A 15,352-nucleotide genomic window follows, 5' to 3' on the forward strand; every position below is an offset into this window, starting at 1 on the left:
CTAGGTGGCGAGCCAGGTGGTGGCGTAGTTGGCCCAGTCGTCGGTGCCGGGCACGCCGTTGCGCACACCCCCGACGTGGTTCTTGGCCGCGTCGGGACGTTTGGCGAAGCTGTGCAGGATGTAGCCGCCCTCGTTCCAGAGCTCTTCCTGGAGTTCGCGATACAGCTCCGCACGCCGCCGCGGATCCATGGCGGCACGGGCCTGCGCGAAGGTGGCGTCCCACTCGGGCCGCCGCCAGCCGGTGCCGTTGCTCGGTGAGGTGCTGGTCATGGTCTGGCCGTAGAAGTAGTCGAGACTGTAGTTCCACCAACCGATATGCGACAGCGGCGCTTTACCGCTGATCTGCGAGAAGTAGGTGTCGGCCGGTACCGATTCCAGGTTGATGGTGATGCCCGCGGCCTCGGCCTGCTCGGCGAAGAGCGTGGCCGACGCGAGCATGCCCGGCGCGCCGTCGGCCGTGGGCAGGGTGACGGTCAGATTCTCCTTGCCCGCCGCGCGCAGCAGTTCCCGCGCCCGGTCCGGATCGTAGGAGCGCTGCGGCAGTCCGTCGTGGTAGAACGGCGCGCCCTTGCCGTAGATGTCATTGCCGACCTCGGCGTAGCCGTAGTACACCGCGTCCACCATGGCCTGCCGGTCCACCGCCAGTCGCATGGCCTGACGGACCCGCACATCGTCGAACGGTGGTGTGTCCACCCGCATCTGGAACGCGCCCATCAGCCCGGCGGGCGGAACCACCACGGTGGTGTCGGGATCGTCGGACAGCGTGCGCGCCTGGAGGTACGAGATCTCGTGCACCACATCGGCTTCCCCGGACAGGAAGGCGTTGACCCGCGCCTCGGTCTCGGCGATCTGGATGATCTCGACCTCGTCGAGCAGCGGACGTCCGTCCCAGTAGCGCTCGTTGCGGCGCAGCAGCGTCCGGTCCCCGGGGGACCACCGCTCCAGTGCGAACGGGCCGGTGCCCACCGGCAGCACGGAGCCGTCGATGGCCCCGGTGCCGTCCTTGACGATGTAGCAGTACCAGCCAGCCAGCACCGAACCGAAGTCGGCCAGCGGGGTTTTCATCGCGACCAGCACGTCGAGGTCGCCGTCGGCCCGGCTGCGGGACATATCGACCACCGAGAGGTCGCCGGAGGACTTCTTGGCCGGATCGAGCATGCGCTCGAAACTCCACAGCACATCCCGCGAGGTCAGTGGCGCGCCGTCGCTGAAGACCACCCCCGGTCGCAACCGGATGCGCCACTCGCTGCCGTCGGCGTTCGGTTCCAGCGACTCCGCGAGCCGGTAGCGCAGGGTCAGGTCGTTGTTGTACGCGACCAGCTTGTCCCACACGTTCTTCGACACCGCGCCGCCCGCCGAACTCCCCGCCTCGTGCGGATCGAGCACATCGGAACTCGCGGAGCGGCCCGCGATCACCGACCGCAGCCGCCCGCCGGTGCGCGGCGGCCCGTCCGGCGCACCCGCCGGGCCGGTCTCGCTGCCGCAGCCCGCGAGCACGCCGGTGCCGCCCAGCGCGACCGCGCCGAGTGCGCCCATGCCGCCGAGCAGGAATCGCCGCCGACCGAAGCCGGGCCGGGCTGGTGTGTAGTTGTTCATCGCCATCCTCGTGGGTGTGCTCCCGTTACCGCCGGCGCAGGTATCCTGGCTCCCGGATCGACGCTCTCCACCGGCCTTCCAACCTGGGCAGGTCGTGGCCGTATTCGGCGGATCGCTCCTCGGTGACAGTTGCGGGACAGCCCCGGATTCACACCGGTGTTCCCTGCGTCGGGTCAGACCATACCGTTCGGTCAGTCGCCGCCGGTGCGTCGGTATGCGGCGAAATCCCCGACCCCCGCGGTTTCCCCACTATGCTCAGCCGCGATACCGACCAGCGGGGAGGGTGAGCACTGGACGCCCTGTGGAGTTTCATCGTCGACCACCGCCATCAACTGATGACGGATTCGTATCTGCACGTCTCCGCGGTGGTGCAGGCCATCGCCATCGCCTCGGTGGTGGCGGTGCTGATCGGCGCGCTGGTGCACCGCAGCCCGCTGGGGTCGGCGGCGGCGACCGCCACCGCGAGCATCATTCTGACCATTCCGTCGTTCGCGCTGCTCGGGATACTGATTCCCGTTCTGGGACTTGGTGTTCCGCCGACCATCACCGCACTGGTGCTGTACGCGCTGCTGCCGATCCTGCGCAACACCATCGTGGGACTGTCCGCGGTGGACCCGGCGGTGACCGACGCCGCGCGAGGCGTGGGGATGAACCGGCTGCGGGTGCTGGCACGGATCGAACTGCCGCTGGCCTGGCCCGCCATTCTCGCGGGCATGCGGATCAGCACCCAGATGATCATGGGCATTCTCGCCATCGCCGCCTACGCCAAGGGGCCGGGCCTGGGCAACCTCATCTTCTCGGGGCTGGCCCGGCTGGGCACGCCGACGGCGGTGCCGCAGGCGCTCACCGGCACCGTGCTCATCGTCGTGCTGGCCCTGCTGCTCGACGCACTCCTCGTCCTCGCCGGGCGACTGACCACATCCGGGGGTATCCGTGCCTGACACCAGCAGTGCCGAACCGGCCGTCTCCGGGGCCGAGATCGTGCTCGACGCCGTCACCAAGCACTATCCGGGGCAGCGCGATCCGGCGGTCGACCAGGTCTCCATGACCATTCCGGCCGGTGAGACGGTGGTGCTGGTGGGGCCGTCGGGCTGCGGCAAGACCACCACCATGCGCATGATCAACCGGCTCATCGAACCCAGTTCGGGCACCATCACCATCGACGGGCGCGACACCGCGGCGGTGAACCCGGATCGGCTGCGCCGCGGCATCGGCTACTCCATCCAGCAGGCCGGACTCTTCCCGCATCTCACGGTGGCACGGAATGTGGCCACCGTCCCCGGCCTGATCGGCTGGGACCGCACCCGCATCGCCGAGCGCGTCGACGAGATGCTCGAGCTGGTCGGGCTCGACCCGGACACCTTCCGCGACCGCTATCCGCGCCAGCTGTCGGGCGGTCAGCAGCAGCGGGTGGGCGTGGCGCGGGCGCTGGCCGCCGATCCGCCGGTGCTGCTCATGGACGAGCCGTTCGGCGCGGTCGACCCCATCACCCGCGGCCTGCTCCAGGACGAATTGCTGCGGCTGCAAGCCGAATTGCGCAAGACCATCGTTTTCGTCACCCACGATTTCAACGAGGCGGTCAAGCTCGGCGACCGTATCGCCGTGCTGGGCAATCGATCCCGCATCCTGCAATACGACACCCCGGCCGCGATCCTGGCCGAACCGGCCGATGAGACCGTGGCCGGGTTCGTGGGCGCGGACGCCGCGCTCAAACAGCTCACCCTGACCCGGGTCGCGGACGTGGATCTGGGCGACTGCCCCACCGCGGCGGAGAGCTCCTCGGTCGACCTGCTGCGCGACACGCTCGCCAAGGGCCGGCGCGACTTCGGCCTGATCCTCGACGACCACAGCCGCCCGCTGCGCTGGGTCACCCTCCCCCAGCTCGCGCACGCGACCTCGCTGCGAGAGGTGGGAACGCCGGTGGGCGAGGCGGTTTCGCTGCGATCCACATTGCAGGAGGCGCTGGAGGCGCTGCTGGCCGACAGCACCGCCAATGCCGTCGTCACCGGCCGCCGGGGCGCGTACGCGGGGCTGATCACCATCGACACGCTGGTCGCGCACCTGTCCGCCATCCGCACCGCGCACGCGCGCGCCGACGCGGGAGATTCGGCGTGACCGCGCGGGCCGAGCGGCGCGCCGAACGCATCCGGCTGGTGGCCCAACCGCTGCTCGCGGTGGCGCTGAGCGTGGGGGTGCTGGTGTGGGCCTTCGCACGCGAACTCACGGCGACGCAGCGCGCCAGCCTCACCGCGACCAATATCGCCACCGTCACCTGGCAGCACATCCTCATCACCGTGACCGTGGTCGCGATCGTCATCGCCATCGCCGTACCGCTGGGCACCCTGCTCACCCGCCCCCGATTCCGGCGTCTCACACCGCTGTTCGTCGGCCTCGCGAATATCGGCGCGGCGGCCCCGGCGATCGGCCTCATCGTGCTGTTCTATCTGATCACCCGCACCACCGGCTTCTGGATCGGGGTCGCCCCGATCGTGCTGCTGTCGCTGCTTCCGGTGCTGCGCAACACCATCCTTGGCTACGACGAGGTCGATCCGGCGATCGTCGACGCCGGTCGCGGCCAGGGCATGTCGGCGGCGACGGTGTTGCGGCGCATCGAATTCCCGCTCGCGGTGCCCTACATTCTGGCGGGCCTGCGCACCTCGCTGGTGCTGGCGGTGGGCACGGCCACACTGTCGTTCCTGGTGAGCGCGGGCGGGCTGGGCATTCTCATCGACACCGGCTACAAACTGCGCGACAACGTCACGCTCTGGGTGGGCGCGCTGCTCGCGGTGGCGCTGGCCCTGTTCATCGACTGGCTGGGCGCGCTGGCCGAACGGTTCCTCGGGCCGAGGGGGTTGCGGTGAACGGCAGGATTCGGCGCGGCTGCACGGCCGTGCTGCTCGCACTCGGAATGCTCGCGGCGGCCTGCGGATTGGAGGCGGGCAGCGCGGTGCCGCTGCGCGTGCAGCCCGGCTCCATCCGGCCCGTCCCCGCCCTGGAGGGCGTCCCGATCACGGTCGGTTCCAAGGACTTCACCGAGCAGATCATTCTCGGCTACCTCATCGAGTTCGCGCTGTCGGCGGCCGGGGCGCAGGTGCGCGACCTCACCAATATCGTCGGCTCCAACAGTCTGCGCGACGCGCAGGAACGCGGGCAGATCGATATCGCCTACGACTACACCGGGACGGGCTGGATCAACTACCTGGGCAACGAGATCCCGGTGCCGGGTTCACGGGAGCAGTTCGAGGCGGTGCGCGACGCCGATCTGGCCGCGCACGGCATGATCTGGGCGGCACTGGCTCCCATGAACAACACCTATGCGATCGCGACCAGCGCCCGCACCGCCGAGGAGACCGGGGTGACCACCCTGTCCGACTACGCGGCGCTGGCCGCCGCCGATCCAGCCGCGGCCGCCACCTGCGTCGGCACCGAATTCAATGTGCGCCAGGACGGTTTCCCCGGGATGACGCGCACCTACGGCATCGACGCCGGGCGGGTGCCGAAGCAGATCGTGCAGGACGCGCTCGTCTACCAGGCCGTCGCCGATGCCCGCCAATGCCGCTTCGGGTCCGTCGCCGCCACCGACGGCCGCATTCCCGCGCTGGATTTGCGGCTGCTCACCGATGATCGCGGCTTCTTCCCGACCTACAATGCGGCCCTGGTCATGCGGGAGGATTTCGCCACGGCGCATCCGGAGGTGATCGAGGTGCTGACGCCGATCTCGCGACTGCTCACCAACGAGACCATCACCGAACTGAACCGGCAGGTGGACGTGGAGGGCCGGGAGCCGGCGCAGGTGGCGCGCGCGTGGATGGCGGCGCGGGGGTTCGTCACCATCGGGTGAGTCAGGCCGGATCGAACGGCGAGCGGTCCATCGCGCAGCGGGTGTCCGCCGGGGGCAGTTCGCCGGTGAACAGATACTCCCGCTTCACCCGTTCGGCGCAGGTGCTGGGCACATACATACTGCTGTGCCCCGTCCCCTCGACCACCACCACGCGGGCGTCGGCCAGCTGTGCGGCGCCCGCGTACGCGCCCGCCAGCGGTGTGGCCGGATCGAATCGGCTGTTGAGCACCAGGATCGGGGCGGCGGTGCGGCGGTTCCAGGGGCCGGTGTAGCGGTCGGCGTCCTGTGCCTGCCAGAACGCGCAGGCCATCATGTCGAAGACGCCGATGCGGCCGAAGTACGGCACCCGCCGGTCCTCGGTGACGGCGGCGCGGCTGTACACCGCCGGGTCGGTGGGCACCGTGCTGTCCACGCACTGGGTGGTGAAGAACGCCTCCGTGCGATTGCCGGTGTAGTTCGCACCGCCGGAGATCGGCGCGATGCCCGGCAGGCCGAAGACGGAGTCGAACAGCGATTGCAGCAGTTCGGCCAGTGCCGGATAGGTCGACGGGCGCGCAAGGCCGGCCGCCGCGTTGACGATCGCGGAGTAGGTCCAGGTGTATCCGTTCAGCTGGATGGGCGCGAAGCGCGCCCGTTCGGCGATCACCCGCCACTTGAGCCCCGGGAACCCGGCGGAGAAGGCGCAATTCGGCCCGGCCTGCTCGCACTGCCGCAGAAAGGCGTCGAAGGTCTCCGCCATACCGGTGGCCACGTCCTGGCGGGCGTCCAGCGGAACGGTGTCCCCCTGCGTCCCGTGGCCAGTGGCGCTGCCCTGGAAGTCCATGGATCCGTCGAACGCCATGGCCCGGACGCGCCCGGGGAACATATTGGCGTAGGTGGCGCCGAGCTGGGTGCCGTAGGAGATGCCGTGGTAGGTCAGTCGCTCGTCACCGACGGCCCGCCGCAGCAGCTCCAGGTCCCGCGCGGTGTTCGCGGTCGAGGCATGGTTCAGGATCGGACCCGCCGACCGCGCACAGCGCTCGGCGAATTCCCGATTGTAGGAATAGAATTCGGCCTCTCCGGCCGGATCCCCGGGCATCTGCGGGAACGCGCCCAGGAACGCCAGCTGCTCATCGGTATTCGGGAAGCACCGAGCCGCCGCGCTGCGCGCCACCGCTCGCGGGTCCCACGAGACGATGTCGAAGCGCGCCCGCAGCTCCGCGGAGAACAGCCACGGCCAGCGGGCCCGGTCCCGCAGCCGGTCGACTCCGGACGCGCCGGGGCCGCCGAAGTTGACGAACAGCGTGCCGATGCGGGCATCCGGATCGGCGGCGGGCAGTTCGATCACGGCCAGTTCGATGCGCTCATCGTGCGGCCGGTGGTAGTCCAGTGGCACCGCCGCGCTCGCGCACCGGAATCCGTCGCCGCAGTCGTTCCAGCGCAGCACCGGCGTTTCCGCCGCCTCGGCGAGCTCGTCGACATAGCTGTCGACGGCGTCGGCCGCGGCGGGCACCGGCACCGCACCCAGCCCGGCCAGCACCGCCACCAGGGCGACAATCCACGGGAATCTGCTGCGCCCCAACCGCGAAACCACACCGAGCCTTCCGAGCACCAACCGACAACTGCCCGCACCACCCTGCCACAGGGTGCGTGACGGCGGGAATCCCGCTGGAAACCAGGGGCACTCAGGCCAGGGAGAGGAAGAGCTTCTCCATCTCCCGAGCTACCAGGGCTGCGCGCCGCGCTCACGGCACTCGGCGGCTGAGCATCCCCGCGCCGGGACGCTTCGCGGACGGGTTACTCCCCACAGTGGGAAGAACCGACAATTGCTGCGAACGAACCGGATCGCGAGACGAGGAGATGCGATGGACAGTGCGGAACGAGCAGACCTGCGATCGCCTGCCGACGCGGCGCGCGAGCAGATCGACCAGGTTGTCGACGCACTCGGCGATCAGCAGACCCGACTCGCCGAGATCCATCAGCGGCTGAACACCCTCCGGTGCACCGCGGAGTCGGCGGATGGCCTGGTGGAGGTCACCGTCGACGCGACCGGCGTCCTCACCGACGTGCGCTTCGATGCCGACGCCCGGCGAATCTCGCTGGAACAGCTGGGCACCGCCGTGGCCGCGGCCGGCCGCGAGGCATCCAAGCGAGCACAGGCCCGCACCTGGGAGCTGATGGCATCCTTCGCACCCTCCACCGGCCAGCTGCCCACAGCCGCCGGAATGGTTCCCGGCGCACCGAACTTCGGGTAATCGACCGGAACGCGCTGCGCGCCACTGAACCCACCGGTCGGATGAGCTGCCCGCCCTGACCCCCGGCATCTCACCACCACGACCGGGCGGACTGGATCCGCCGCCGGTCCCCCTCAGCTGTTCGCGAAAGGCCGGACCTGCCCTCAATCCCGGGGAGTCGCCCCCTCGGGGCGCGATCATCGTCTACCGTGATCCGACAACTCGGGCACCAGCTTCCGGGCACACCCGTTCCGGTGCGGTGCCGTACGCTCTCGCGGCCATAAGCCGCTGCGGACCCGGGAGGTGCCCGTCATGGTCGAATTGGACGCGGTAACGCTGACCACGTTCATCATCTATCTCGTCGCTATGGTGGCGATCGGGGTGTGGGTGTATCGGCGCACGGCGACGCTCGCCGATTTCGCCTTGGGCGGGCGACAACTCAATGCCCCCACCGCCGCGCTGTCGGCGCAGGCCAGCGATATGTCCGGCTGGCTGCTGCTGGGGCTGCCCGGCGCGGTGTACGCCGCCGGGATCGGCGCCACCTGGATCGCCGTCGGGCTGGCCGTCGGCACCTACCTCAACTGGCTGTTCGTCGCACCGCGACTGCGCACCTACACCGAGCGCGCCGGGAACGCGGTGAGTCTGTCCTCGTATTTCGAGAGCCGGTTCGAGGATCGCACGCGGCTGCTGCGGGTGGTGTCGGCGCTGGTGATCCTGGTCTTCTTCACGGTGTACGTGGCCAGTGGCCTGGTCGCCGGCGGGGTGCTGTTCGAGGAGGTGTTCGGCGTCGATTCGACGCTGGCCATCACGGTCGCGGTGCTGGTCATCGTCCTGTACGCGTTCCTGGGCGGGTTCCTCGCGGTGAGCTTCACCGATGTGGTGCAGGGCCTGCTCATGTTCTTCGCACTGGTGCTGGTGCCCGTCGTCGCCGTCGCCGCTTTCGGCGGTATCGGCGCGGTGCGTGACGCGTTGGGCGACAAGACCCCCGCCCTGGTCGATATGGGTGCGGAGGCGAGCTTCACCGACGGCGTCTGGGGCGACGGCGGCTCGCTCGGCTTCGTGGCCATCGTGTCGCTGCTCGCCTGGGGACTCGGCTACTTCGGTCAGCCGCATATTCTGGCGCGGTTCATGGGGATTCGCAGTGCCGGCGACGTGCCCACCGCACGCCGCATCGGAATGACCTGGGTGGTCATCACACTCACGGCCGCGTGTGCCATCGGCCTGATCGGCGTGGTGGTGCTCGACGAACCGCTGAACAATCCGGAGACGGTGTTCATCGCCCTCACCCAGCAGCAGCTGGCGCCCTGGATAGCCGGTCTGGTGCTGGCCGCCGTGCTGGCGGCCATCATGTCCACCGCCGACAGCCAGTTGCTGGTGTCCTCCACCGCGCTGACCGAGGACTTCTACCACGCCTTCCTCGACCGCGACGCCTCCGAACGGGTGCTGGTGTGGGTGGGCCGCGCGGCCGTCGTCGTGGTCGCGGTCGTCGCCTATGTGATGGCGCTCAGCGGCGGCGCGGTGCTCGATATCGTCGCCTACGCCTGGGCGGGCTTCGGGGCAGCGTTCGGTCCGGTCATCCTGCTGTCGCTGTACTGGCCGCGGATGACCGCCGCGGGCGCGATGGCGGGCATTCTCGGCGGAGCGATCACGGTCGTGGTGTGGCGGCAGGTCGACGCCCTGGCCGATACCGGCTGGTACGAGATCGTGCCGGGCTGGATCGTCGCCACCGTCGCCGCAGTCGTCTGCGGCCGCTTCGTCGGCACCCCGCCGGAACGCGCCTGGGAGGGGGCCACCGGCGAACCCAGCCGGGCAGGATAGCGGCGGGCGCTTCGACATCGCCGCGGGCGTGATCGGCACGGCCGTGTCCTCCTATCTCACCTGCGGCGCGTTCAACGGGTTCACCGCCCTGATCGCGCCGGTGTGCGCCGTCATGGGACCGATGTTCGCGCGGCGTCGTCACGACCGATCGGACACCGCGCCACGCGGTCCGGCCGCGGCGAGTACCGCCCGGCCGTAAGGACTGTCAGAGGTCGACGCCCAGGATCGGTCCGGCTAGGGTGAACATGGCCAGGGTGATCAGGACCATGCCGATCACATTGAGACCGATTCCGGCCCTGATCATCTGGCCGATGCGGATATGTCCCGAGCCGAAGACCACCGCGTTGGGCGGTGTGGCGACCGGCAGCATGAAGGCCGATGTCGCGGCCAGCGCCACCGGGACCGCGAGCAGCATCGGGTCCAGGCCGAGACCGCCCGCCACGCCGATGATGATCGGGAGGAAGGTCGCTGTCGTGGCGGTGTTGCTGGTCAGTTCGGTGAGCAGCAGCACCAGGCCGGTGACCACGGCGACCAGCAGCAGGATCGGGATGCCGCCGAGCCCGGACACCTGATCGCCGATCCAGGTGCCCAGCCCGGTCACCCGGATCTGGTTGGCCAGCGACAGCCCGCCGCCGAAGAGCAGCAGAATGCCCCAGGGGATCCCCTTGGCCGTCTCCCAGTCCAGCAGACGCTCACCGCGGCCGACCGGAATGACGAACAGGGCGATGGCCATGGCGATGGCGATCACCTCGTCGCCGATGCGGGTCAGGAACGGCACCGCGTCGCGCAACGCGTCGATTCCATTGGAGCCGAACAGGGTCGGGATGAGAATCCAGGCCAGCGCGGTGGTCACGAAGACCACCAGCACCGTGGTCTCTCCGCGCGACATCGGCCCCAGTTCGCGATACTGCTCGTCGATGGCCTCACGGCCGCCGGGGATTTCGTCCATGCGGGGTGGAAATATCCAGCGGGTCAACACGATCCAGGCCAGTACCAGGAACAGAGCGGCGATCGGCACCCCGAACAGCATCCACTGCCCGAAGGAGATGGCGATGCCCTCCTCGGCCAGATTCGACACCAGCAGACCGTTGGGCGGGGTGCCGATGATCGTCCCCAGCGAGCCGATCGACGCCGCGTAGGCGATACCGAGCATGAGCGCCACGGCGAAATTGGGATCGCCGTCGCCGTCCCCGAGCCGCGTGGTCAGCACGATCACCGACAGTCCGATGGGCAGCATCATGACGGCGGTGGCGGTATTGCTGACCCACATCGACAGGAAGGCCGTGGCCAGCATGAATCCCGCGATCAGCCAGACCGGCCGGGTGCCGACCGCGCGGATGGTCCGCAGTGCGATGCGGCGGTGCAGTCCCCATTTCTGCATGGTCGCCGCCAGCAGGAAGCCGCCCAGGAACAGGAAGATGATCTTGTCGGCGTAAGGGGCGGCGGCACCGAGCACATCACCGGTGGTGGCATCGTCCCCGACGGCATCCAGCCCCCGCGTCCCCATCGGCGCGACATTCAGCAGCGGAAACGCCACCAGCGGCACCAGCGCCGTGGCGGGCAGCGGCAACGCCTCGGTCATCCACCACACCGCCATCAGCACGGCCACCGCCGCCGTCGAGCGGGCGGGCGTGCCCAGTGAATCGGGCAGCACCCAATACACGATCACGGCCAGGACCACGCCGACGCCGAGGCCGATCCAACGTCGCAGGGCCGCTCCGCTGGAATCGTCCACGACGGCCGGAGAATCAGTGGATTGTGACATCGCCCACCTTTCAACGCGCTGTCTCCGTGACGGTACCGGGCGGTCGGGCCGCGTACGTGGGAAACGCGCGCGGTCCACGCGGGCTAGCGCATGGCGAGGGCGATGAGCTGGGTGACCTGTCCGGCGCTGAAATTGTTGTCGCTCACCAGAATCAGGGTGCGTTCGCCGGAGGGCAGCCGCGGGCCCCAGGTCATGCCCTCGATATTGTCGATGTGGGTGAGGCCGAGGTCGTCCAGGTCGGCGACGAGGCGTTTGGCAGCCGGACGCGCCCCGGTCGCGGCACCGCCGTGCACATTGGTGGCGGCGGCCAGATCGGCTTCGTAGAGGCGGATCTTGTTGCCGACGCCGGGCACGTAGGCGCGTTCCAGGACCAGCAGCGTCGACGGGTCCAGCGGGTCGGTCGCGAGGATGGAGACGATGCCGTTGTCGCCGCGACCCGGTGTGGGGCGCGATGCGGCGAACACCGGCTCGGTCGGGTACAGGTACTGGGCCAGGACCGGGCCGGATCGGGCCTGCACGGTCAGGCGGTTGAGCGAGCCGTGCGCGATGGTGGGTCCGGGCCCGTCCTCGAGCAGCGGGCCCTCGAGCGCCGTCACGAACAGGGTGCCGCCCGCGGCGAAGGTCGCCGCCTCCAGTGCGGCATTGCGGCGCGGGCCCGCATCGGGGCGCATGCGCTCGTTGTCGGGAATCGGAAGGTCGCCTACGTAGGCGCCGTCCGGGCGGGCGATCCGCACCGACGGGTCGATCAGCACCGTGTCCGCGCGCTCACCCTCCTGGGTCCAGAAGTGGTCTCCGGTCCACGGATCGACCCGAATCTCCTCGGGGTCAACGGATTTCGCCGGATACTCGGCGCCGGAGGGATCGAGCAGCGCATGCGTGCCGGTGAAGGTGACCGGCCCCAATCCGTCGCCGTCCACCGCGAAACGCGCCGTGTAGAACCGCGCCGGATTCCGTTCCGACCGATCGTCGCTGATCAGCACGTACTCCCCGGTGTTCGCGCGGTAGTCGATCCCCGACAATCCACCGAGCACCGTGCCCCGCACCTCGAGATCGTGTGCGATCACCCGCTCCCCCACCAGCCGCACCTCCGGCCACATCTCCGGCTGTGCCTGTGCCGCCGGTGCGCCAAGCACCCCCGCGACCACCACGGCCAGCGCTATCTGTCCGGCCCTCGACCCTCCATGCGCCACGGCGGACACGTTATCGGCGGGCCGGTACCGGCGGGTGAACGGCCGGGGAATTCCGCCGCCGAACAGGTCGGCGGCGGAATGCCCACAGCGCGGATCGACTCGGTCGCGGCACCGTCCTCGGAGCCCGGCCCCCGTGCTCAGTCCCGGCTTCGCTGCGAGACCAGTTCCGTCAACGGTTCGGCGGCCTGGTCGGCGTCCGCGGCGGGCGCGGCCACCGCGGTCGCGGCACCGGTCGGCGGAACGCGACGCAGCAGCAGCGCGGAAAGCACCACGGCGACGGCGACCAGACCCGCCGCGGCCGCCGCGGCCAGGCCGAGGCCGTGCGCGAACGCCGCCTTCGCCGAGGCCGCCAAGGACTCGCCGACCTGGTACGGCAGTTCCTCGGCGGCGGCCAACGCGCCGGGCAGGGTGTCTCGGGCGGCGGCAGCGGCGTCGGCGGACAGGCCCGTGAGGTCGAATTCGGACATGTCGGCGCGGTAGCCTGCGGCACCGATGCTGCCGAGCAGTGCGATGCCGAGTGAGATACCGAGGTCACTCGCGGTGCTGTTGAGAGCGGATGCGGCACCGGCCTTCTCGGGCGGGGCCGATCCGAGCGCGATATCGGTGACCAGTGCCATTTCCGGCGCGATTCCCGGATACAGGATGTAGAAGCCGATGATCAGCAGGGCCGGTCCGGCGGCCGAATCGACCTGGGTGAGCACCAGATAGCCGACCACGGACAGCAGACTGCCCGCCGCCACGAGGTAGGCCGGGCGGATGCGGCGGGCGAGTACCGGGGCGAGCATCGAGACGATCACCAGCAGCACCGCGGCGGGCAGGATCAGCAGGCCCGCCGCCAGCGGCGATCGTCCCTCGACCAACTGCAGATACTGGGTGAACAGCAGATAGATACCACCGAGCGCGATCGTATTGAGCAGCGTGACGCCCAGCGCACTGCTGAAGGTGCGATTGCGGAACAAGCGCATATCCAGCAGCGGGTCGTCCAGCCGCAACTGCCGCCGGATGAAGACCGCCAGCAGCGCGACACCGGCCAGAACCGCGCAGCCGGCCGTAGCGGTCATGCCGTGCGCGGCGAACTCCTTGATTCCGTAGACGATCGGCAGCACCATGACCAAAGACAGTGCGACACTGGGCAGGTCGAGTCGGCCGGCCTGCGGCGCGCGGTATTCGGGAACCAATACGGGCACGGCGGCCACCACCACCGCCATCACCGGCACACCGATGAGAAGCGCTGCGCCCCACCAGAAATTCTCCAGCAGCAAACCGCCGAACAGCGGCCCGGTGGCGACACCGACGGATACGGCCGCGGCCCACAGGCCCACCGCGGTACCGCGCTGCCTGGCATCGAGGAACATATTGCTGATCAGCGAGAGCGTCGACGGCATCACGGCCGCGGCGCCGATTCCCATGACGGCGCGGGCGACGATCAGCGCACCGGCGGTGGGAGCGAAGGCGGCGACGGCCGACGCCGCGCCGAAGATGATCGCGCCGAACAGGAGTATCCGGCGGCGGCCGATCCGGTCGCCCAGGGTGCCCATCGCCACCAGCAACCCGGCCATGGCGAATCCGTAGATGTCATTGATCCAGAGCAATTCTCCGCTGCTCGGACGCAGGTCGACGGCGATATCCGGGGTGGCCAGGAACAGCACCGTCATGGTGAGGAACAGCAGCACCGTGGGAAGTAGCAGCACGGAGAGCCCGAGCCATTCCTTCGCGCCGGCTCGCGCGGGCACTCCGGCATCGGGCAGCGGTGATGATCGCATGGGGAATCCATTTCCAGTCGAGTAACGATCCAGCTCGATCGTCGGCGGCGGCCGGGAATCCGGCCGTTTCTGCCTGTCAAGCGTCGATCAGCACCGTTGTTCGGAGCAATGACGATCCGGCCAAGGCCGGTTTAGCAGAACTAAGCCGACCGGAATTTCGGTGCGCGTCCCGCCAGGCCAACCCCCCATCATCGGCCGGGGCGACCCGCCGGATCGATGACGATACAGTGAACCTATGTTCAGCAGGACTAAACGGTAGCGGCATGGAACGGCACGAGATCGAAACCTTCCTGGCGCTGGCGGAGGAACTGCACTTCGCCCGGACCGCCGAACGTTTGCGAGTCTCCCCCGGACGGGTGAGCCAGACCATCAAGAAGCTCGAACGCCGCATCGGCGGTCCACTCTTCGAACGCAGCAGCCGACGAGTGGCGTTGACCTCGGTCGGGCAGCGCTTCCAGGATGAGCTGAACGTCGGATACGCCCTCGTCCAGCAGGCGATACACAATGCCACCGAGGCCACGCGGAACGTCACCGGCCCGGTGCGGCTCGCGTTCTCCTCGCCCTGGTGCGGCGCACTCATGTTCCGCGCCGCCGACCAGTTCCGGGACCGCTACCCCGGATGCGAGGTGCGGATACAGGAGATGTCGCTGGCCGATTCCTTCGGACCGCTCACCGCGGGCGAGGTCGACCTACAGCTCAGCGAGTGGCCGACCGACGAACCGGGCATCGTCAACGGACCCGTCCTGTTCACCGAACCTCCCGCACTGCTCACTCCCAGAAATCACCCTCTCGCACAACGGGATTCCGTTTCCCTGGAGGACCTCGCGCCGTACCCGCTGATCACCTTCTCCGGACTGTCCCCCGGCTTCTACGACCGGCGCTACCCGCACCGAACCCCGAGCGGAGCACCGATCCGGCACGACCCCGTGGCCATGACCTTCCACGAAATCCTCTGCTACATAGGCGAAGGCAAGGGCGTCACCATCCTCTCCGCCCGAGCCGAGCAGTACCACTCCCGCCAAGAGCTCACCTACATCCCGCTCAGCGACGCTCCGCCCGTCGAATACGGACTCCTGTGGCATGCGGGACGTGACACCGCGGCCGTCCGCGCCTTCGTCGAGACCATCTCCCACCTGGCGAAGTCCGATCGCGGCGAGCGCTGACCG

At 69.3% G+C, this 15,352-nt stretch carries 12 protein-coding genes and 1 riboswitch; of the genes, 7 read left to right on the top strand and 5 right to left on the bottom strand.

Features of this window, described 5'->3' with window-relative positions:
- Positions 1-1,596: an ABC transporter substrate-binding protein gene (locus QMO76_RS03790; protein ID WP_306359751.1), complete on the bottom strand. Its 1,596-nt coding sequence runs from the start codon at positions 1,594-1,596 to the stop codon at positions 1-3.
- Between the two features lie 38 nt (positions 1,597-1,634).
- Positions 1,635-1,761, bottom strand: a riboswitch (cobalamin riboswitch).
- 125 nt (positions 1,762-1,886) lie between these two features.
- Between QMO76_RS03790 and QMO76_RS03795 the strand changes: the two genes are divergently transcribed.
- Genes QMO76_RS03795 through QMO76_RS03810 form a run of 4 tightly spaced genes read left to right on the top strand, consistent with a single transcriptional unit; the run spans position 1,887 to position 5,437 of the window.
- Positions 1,887-2,537, top strand: coding sequence for an ABC transporter permease (locus QMO76_RS03795; protein ID WP_306360172.1), 651 nt, complete (start codon positions 1,887-1,889; stop codon positions 2,535-2,537).
- Positions 2,530-3,711 carry an ABC transporter ATP-binding protein gene (locus QMO76_RS03800; protein WP_306359752.1) on the top strand — a complete coding sequence of 394 codons (1,182 nt, stop codon included), beginning with the start codon at positions 2,530-2,532 and terminating at the stop codon, positions 3,709-3,711. The genes QMO76_RS03795 and QMO76_RS03800 overlap by 8 nt, the downstream gene beginning before the upstream one ends.
- The gene (locus QMO76_RS03805; protein ID WP_306359753.1) at positions 3,708-4,457 is read left to right on the top strand and encodes an ABC transporter permease; all 750 of its coding nucleotides are present in this window, start codon (positions 3,708-3,710) and stop codon (positions 4,455-4,457) included. Before QMO76_RS03800 ends, QMO76_RS03805 begins: the two co-directional genes overlap by 4 nt.
- A 47-nt stretch (positions 4,458-4,504) precedes the next feature.
- Entirely contained in the window at positions 4,505-5,437 is a 933-nt protein-coding gene (locus QMO76_RS03810) for a glycine betaine ABC transporter substrate-binding protein (RefSeq protein ID WP_306360173.1), read from the top strand.
- Position 5,438: 1 nt separating this feature from the next.
- On the opposite strand, the gene QMO76_RS03815 is transcribed toward QMO76_RS03810, so the two are convergent.
- Positions 5,439-6,998 (bottom strand): alpha/beta hydrolase, encoded by a 1,560-nt coding sequence (locus QMO76_RS03815; RefSeq protein ID WP_306359754.1) that lies wholly within the window; start codon positions 6,996-6,998, stop codon positions 5,439-5,441.
- Between the two features lie 283 nt (positions 6,999-7,281).
- Here QMO76_RS03815 and QMO76_RS03820 point away from each other — a divergent pair, with 283 nt between their 5' ends.
- Both QMO76_RS03820 and putP read left to right on the top strand, forming a co-directional pair.
- Positions 7,282-7,671 (top strand): YbaB/EbfC family nucleoid-associated protein, encoded by a 390-nt coding sequence (locus QMO76_RS03820; protein ID WP_306359755.1) that lies wholly within the window; start codon positions 7,282-7,284, stop codon positions 7,669-7,671.
- Positions 7,672-7,962: 291 nt separating this feature from the next.
- A complete protein-coding gene (gene putP, locus QMO76_RS03825; protein ID WP_306359756.1) occupies positions 7,963-9,468 on the top strand; it encodes a sodium/proline symporter PutP in 1,506 nt (501 codons plus the stop codon).
- Between the two features lie 205 nt (positions 9,469-9,673).
- Here the strand turns inward: putP and QMO76_RS03830 are convergent, their stop codons facing one another.
- The 3 genes from QMO76_RS03830 to QMO76_RS03840 all read right to left on the bottom strand — a co-directional run bounded on the left by QMO76_RS03830 (position 9,674) and on the right by QMO76_RS03840 (position 14,186).
- Entirely contained in the window at positions 9,674-11,233 is a 1,560-nt protein-coding gene (locus tag QMO76_RS03830; RefSeq protein ID WP_306359757.1) for a DASS family sodium-coupled anion symporter, read from the bottom strand.
- Between the two features lie 83 nt (positions 11,234-11,316).
- Complete coding sequence (locus QMO76_RS03835; RefSeq protein ID WP_306359758.1) at positions 11,317-12,423, bottom strand: esterase-like activity of phytase family protein; 1,107 nt, start codon at positions 12,421-12,423, stop codon at positions 11,317-11,319.
- 137 nt (positions 12,424-12,560) lie between these two features.
- Positions 12,561-14,186, bottom strand: coding sequence for an MFS transporter (locus QMO76_RS03840; RefSeq protein WP_306359759.1), 1,626 nt, complete (start codon positions 14,184-14,186; stop codon positions 12,561-12,563).
- A 263-nt stretch (positions 14,187-14,449) separates the two neighbouring features.
- On the opposite strand from QMO76_RS03840, the gene QMO76_RS03845 reads away from it, so the two are divergent.
- Positions 14,450-15,349 (top strand): LysR family transcriptional regulator, encoded by a 900-nt coding sequence (locus QMO76_RS03845; protein ID WP_306359760.1) that lies wholly within the window; start codon positions 14,450-14,452, stop codon positions 15,347-15,349.
- Positions 15,350-15,352: the final 3 nt, after the last annotated feature.

Origin of the sequence: Nocardia sp. CC227C, assembly GCF_030767025.1 — a bacterium.
GTDB lineage: Bacteria > Actinomycetota > Actinomycetes > Mycobacteriales > Mycobacteriaceae > Nocardia.

What these genes read in the sequence shown, in the direction of transcription:
- QMO76_RS03840 (WP_306359759.1), bottom strand. Translation starts at nt 14,186, where the DNA reads ATGCGATCATCACCGCTGCCCGATGCCGGAGTGCCCGCGCGAGCCGGC.
- QMO76_RS03830 (WP_306359757.1), bottom strand. Translation starts at nt 11,233, where the DNA reads ATGTCACAATCCACTGATTCTCCGGCCGTCGTGGACGATTCCAGCGGA.
- QMO76_RS03820 (WP_306359755.1), top strand. Translation starts at nt 7,282, where the DNA reads ATGGACAGTGCGGAACGAGCAGACCTGCGATCGCCTGCCGACGCGGCG.
- QMO76_RS03810 (WP_306360173.1), top strand. Translation starts at nt 4,505, where the DNA reads ATGCTCGCGGCGGCCTGCGGATTGGAGGCGGGCAGCGCGGTGCCGCTG.
- QMO76_RS03845 (WP_306359760.1), top strand. Translation starts at nt 14,450, where the DNA reads ATGGAACGGCACGAGATCGAAACCTTCCTGGCGCTGGCGGAGGAACTG.
- QMO76_RS03790 (WP_306359751.1), bottom strand. Translation starts at nt 1,596, where the DNA reads ATGAACAACTACACACCAGCCCGGCCCGGCTTCGGTCGGCGGCGATTC.
- putP (WP_306359756.1), top strand. Translation starts at nt 7,963, where the DNA reads ATGGTCGAATTGGACGCGGTAACGCTGACCACGTTCATCATCTATCTC.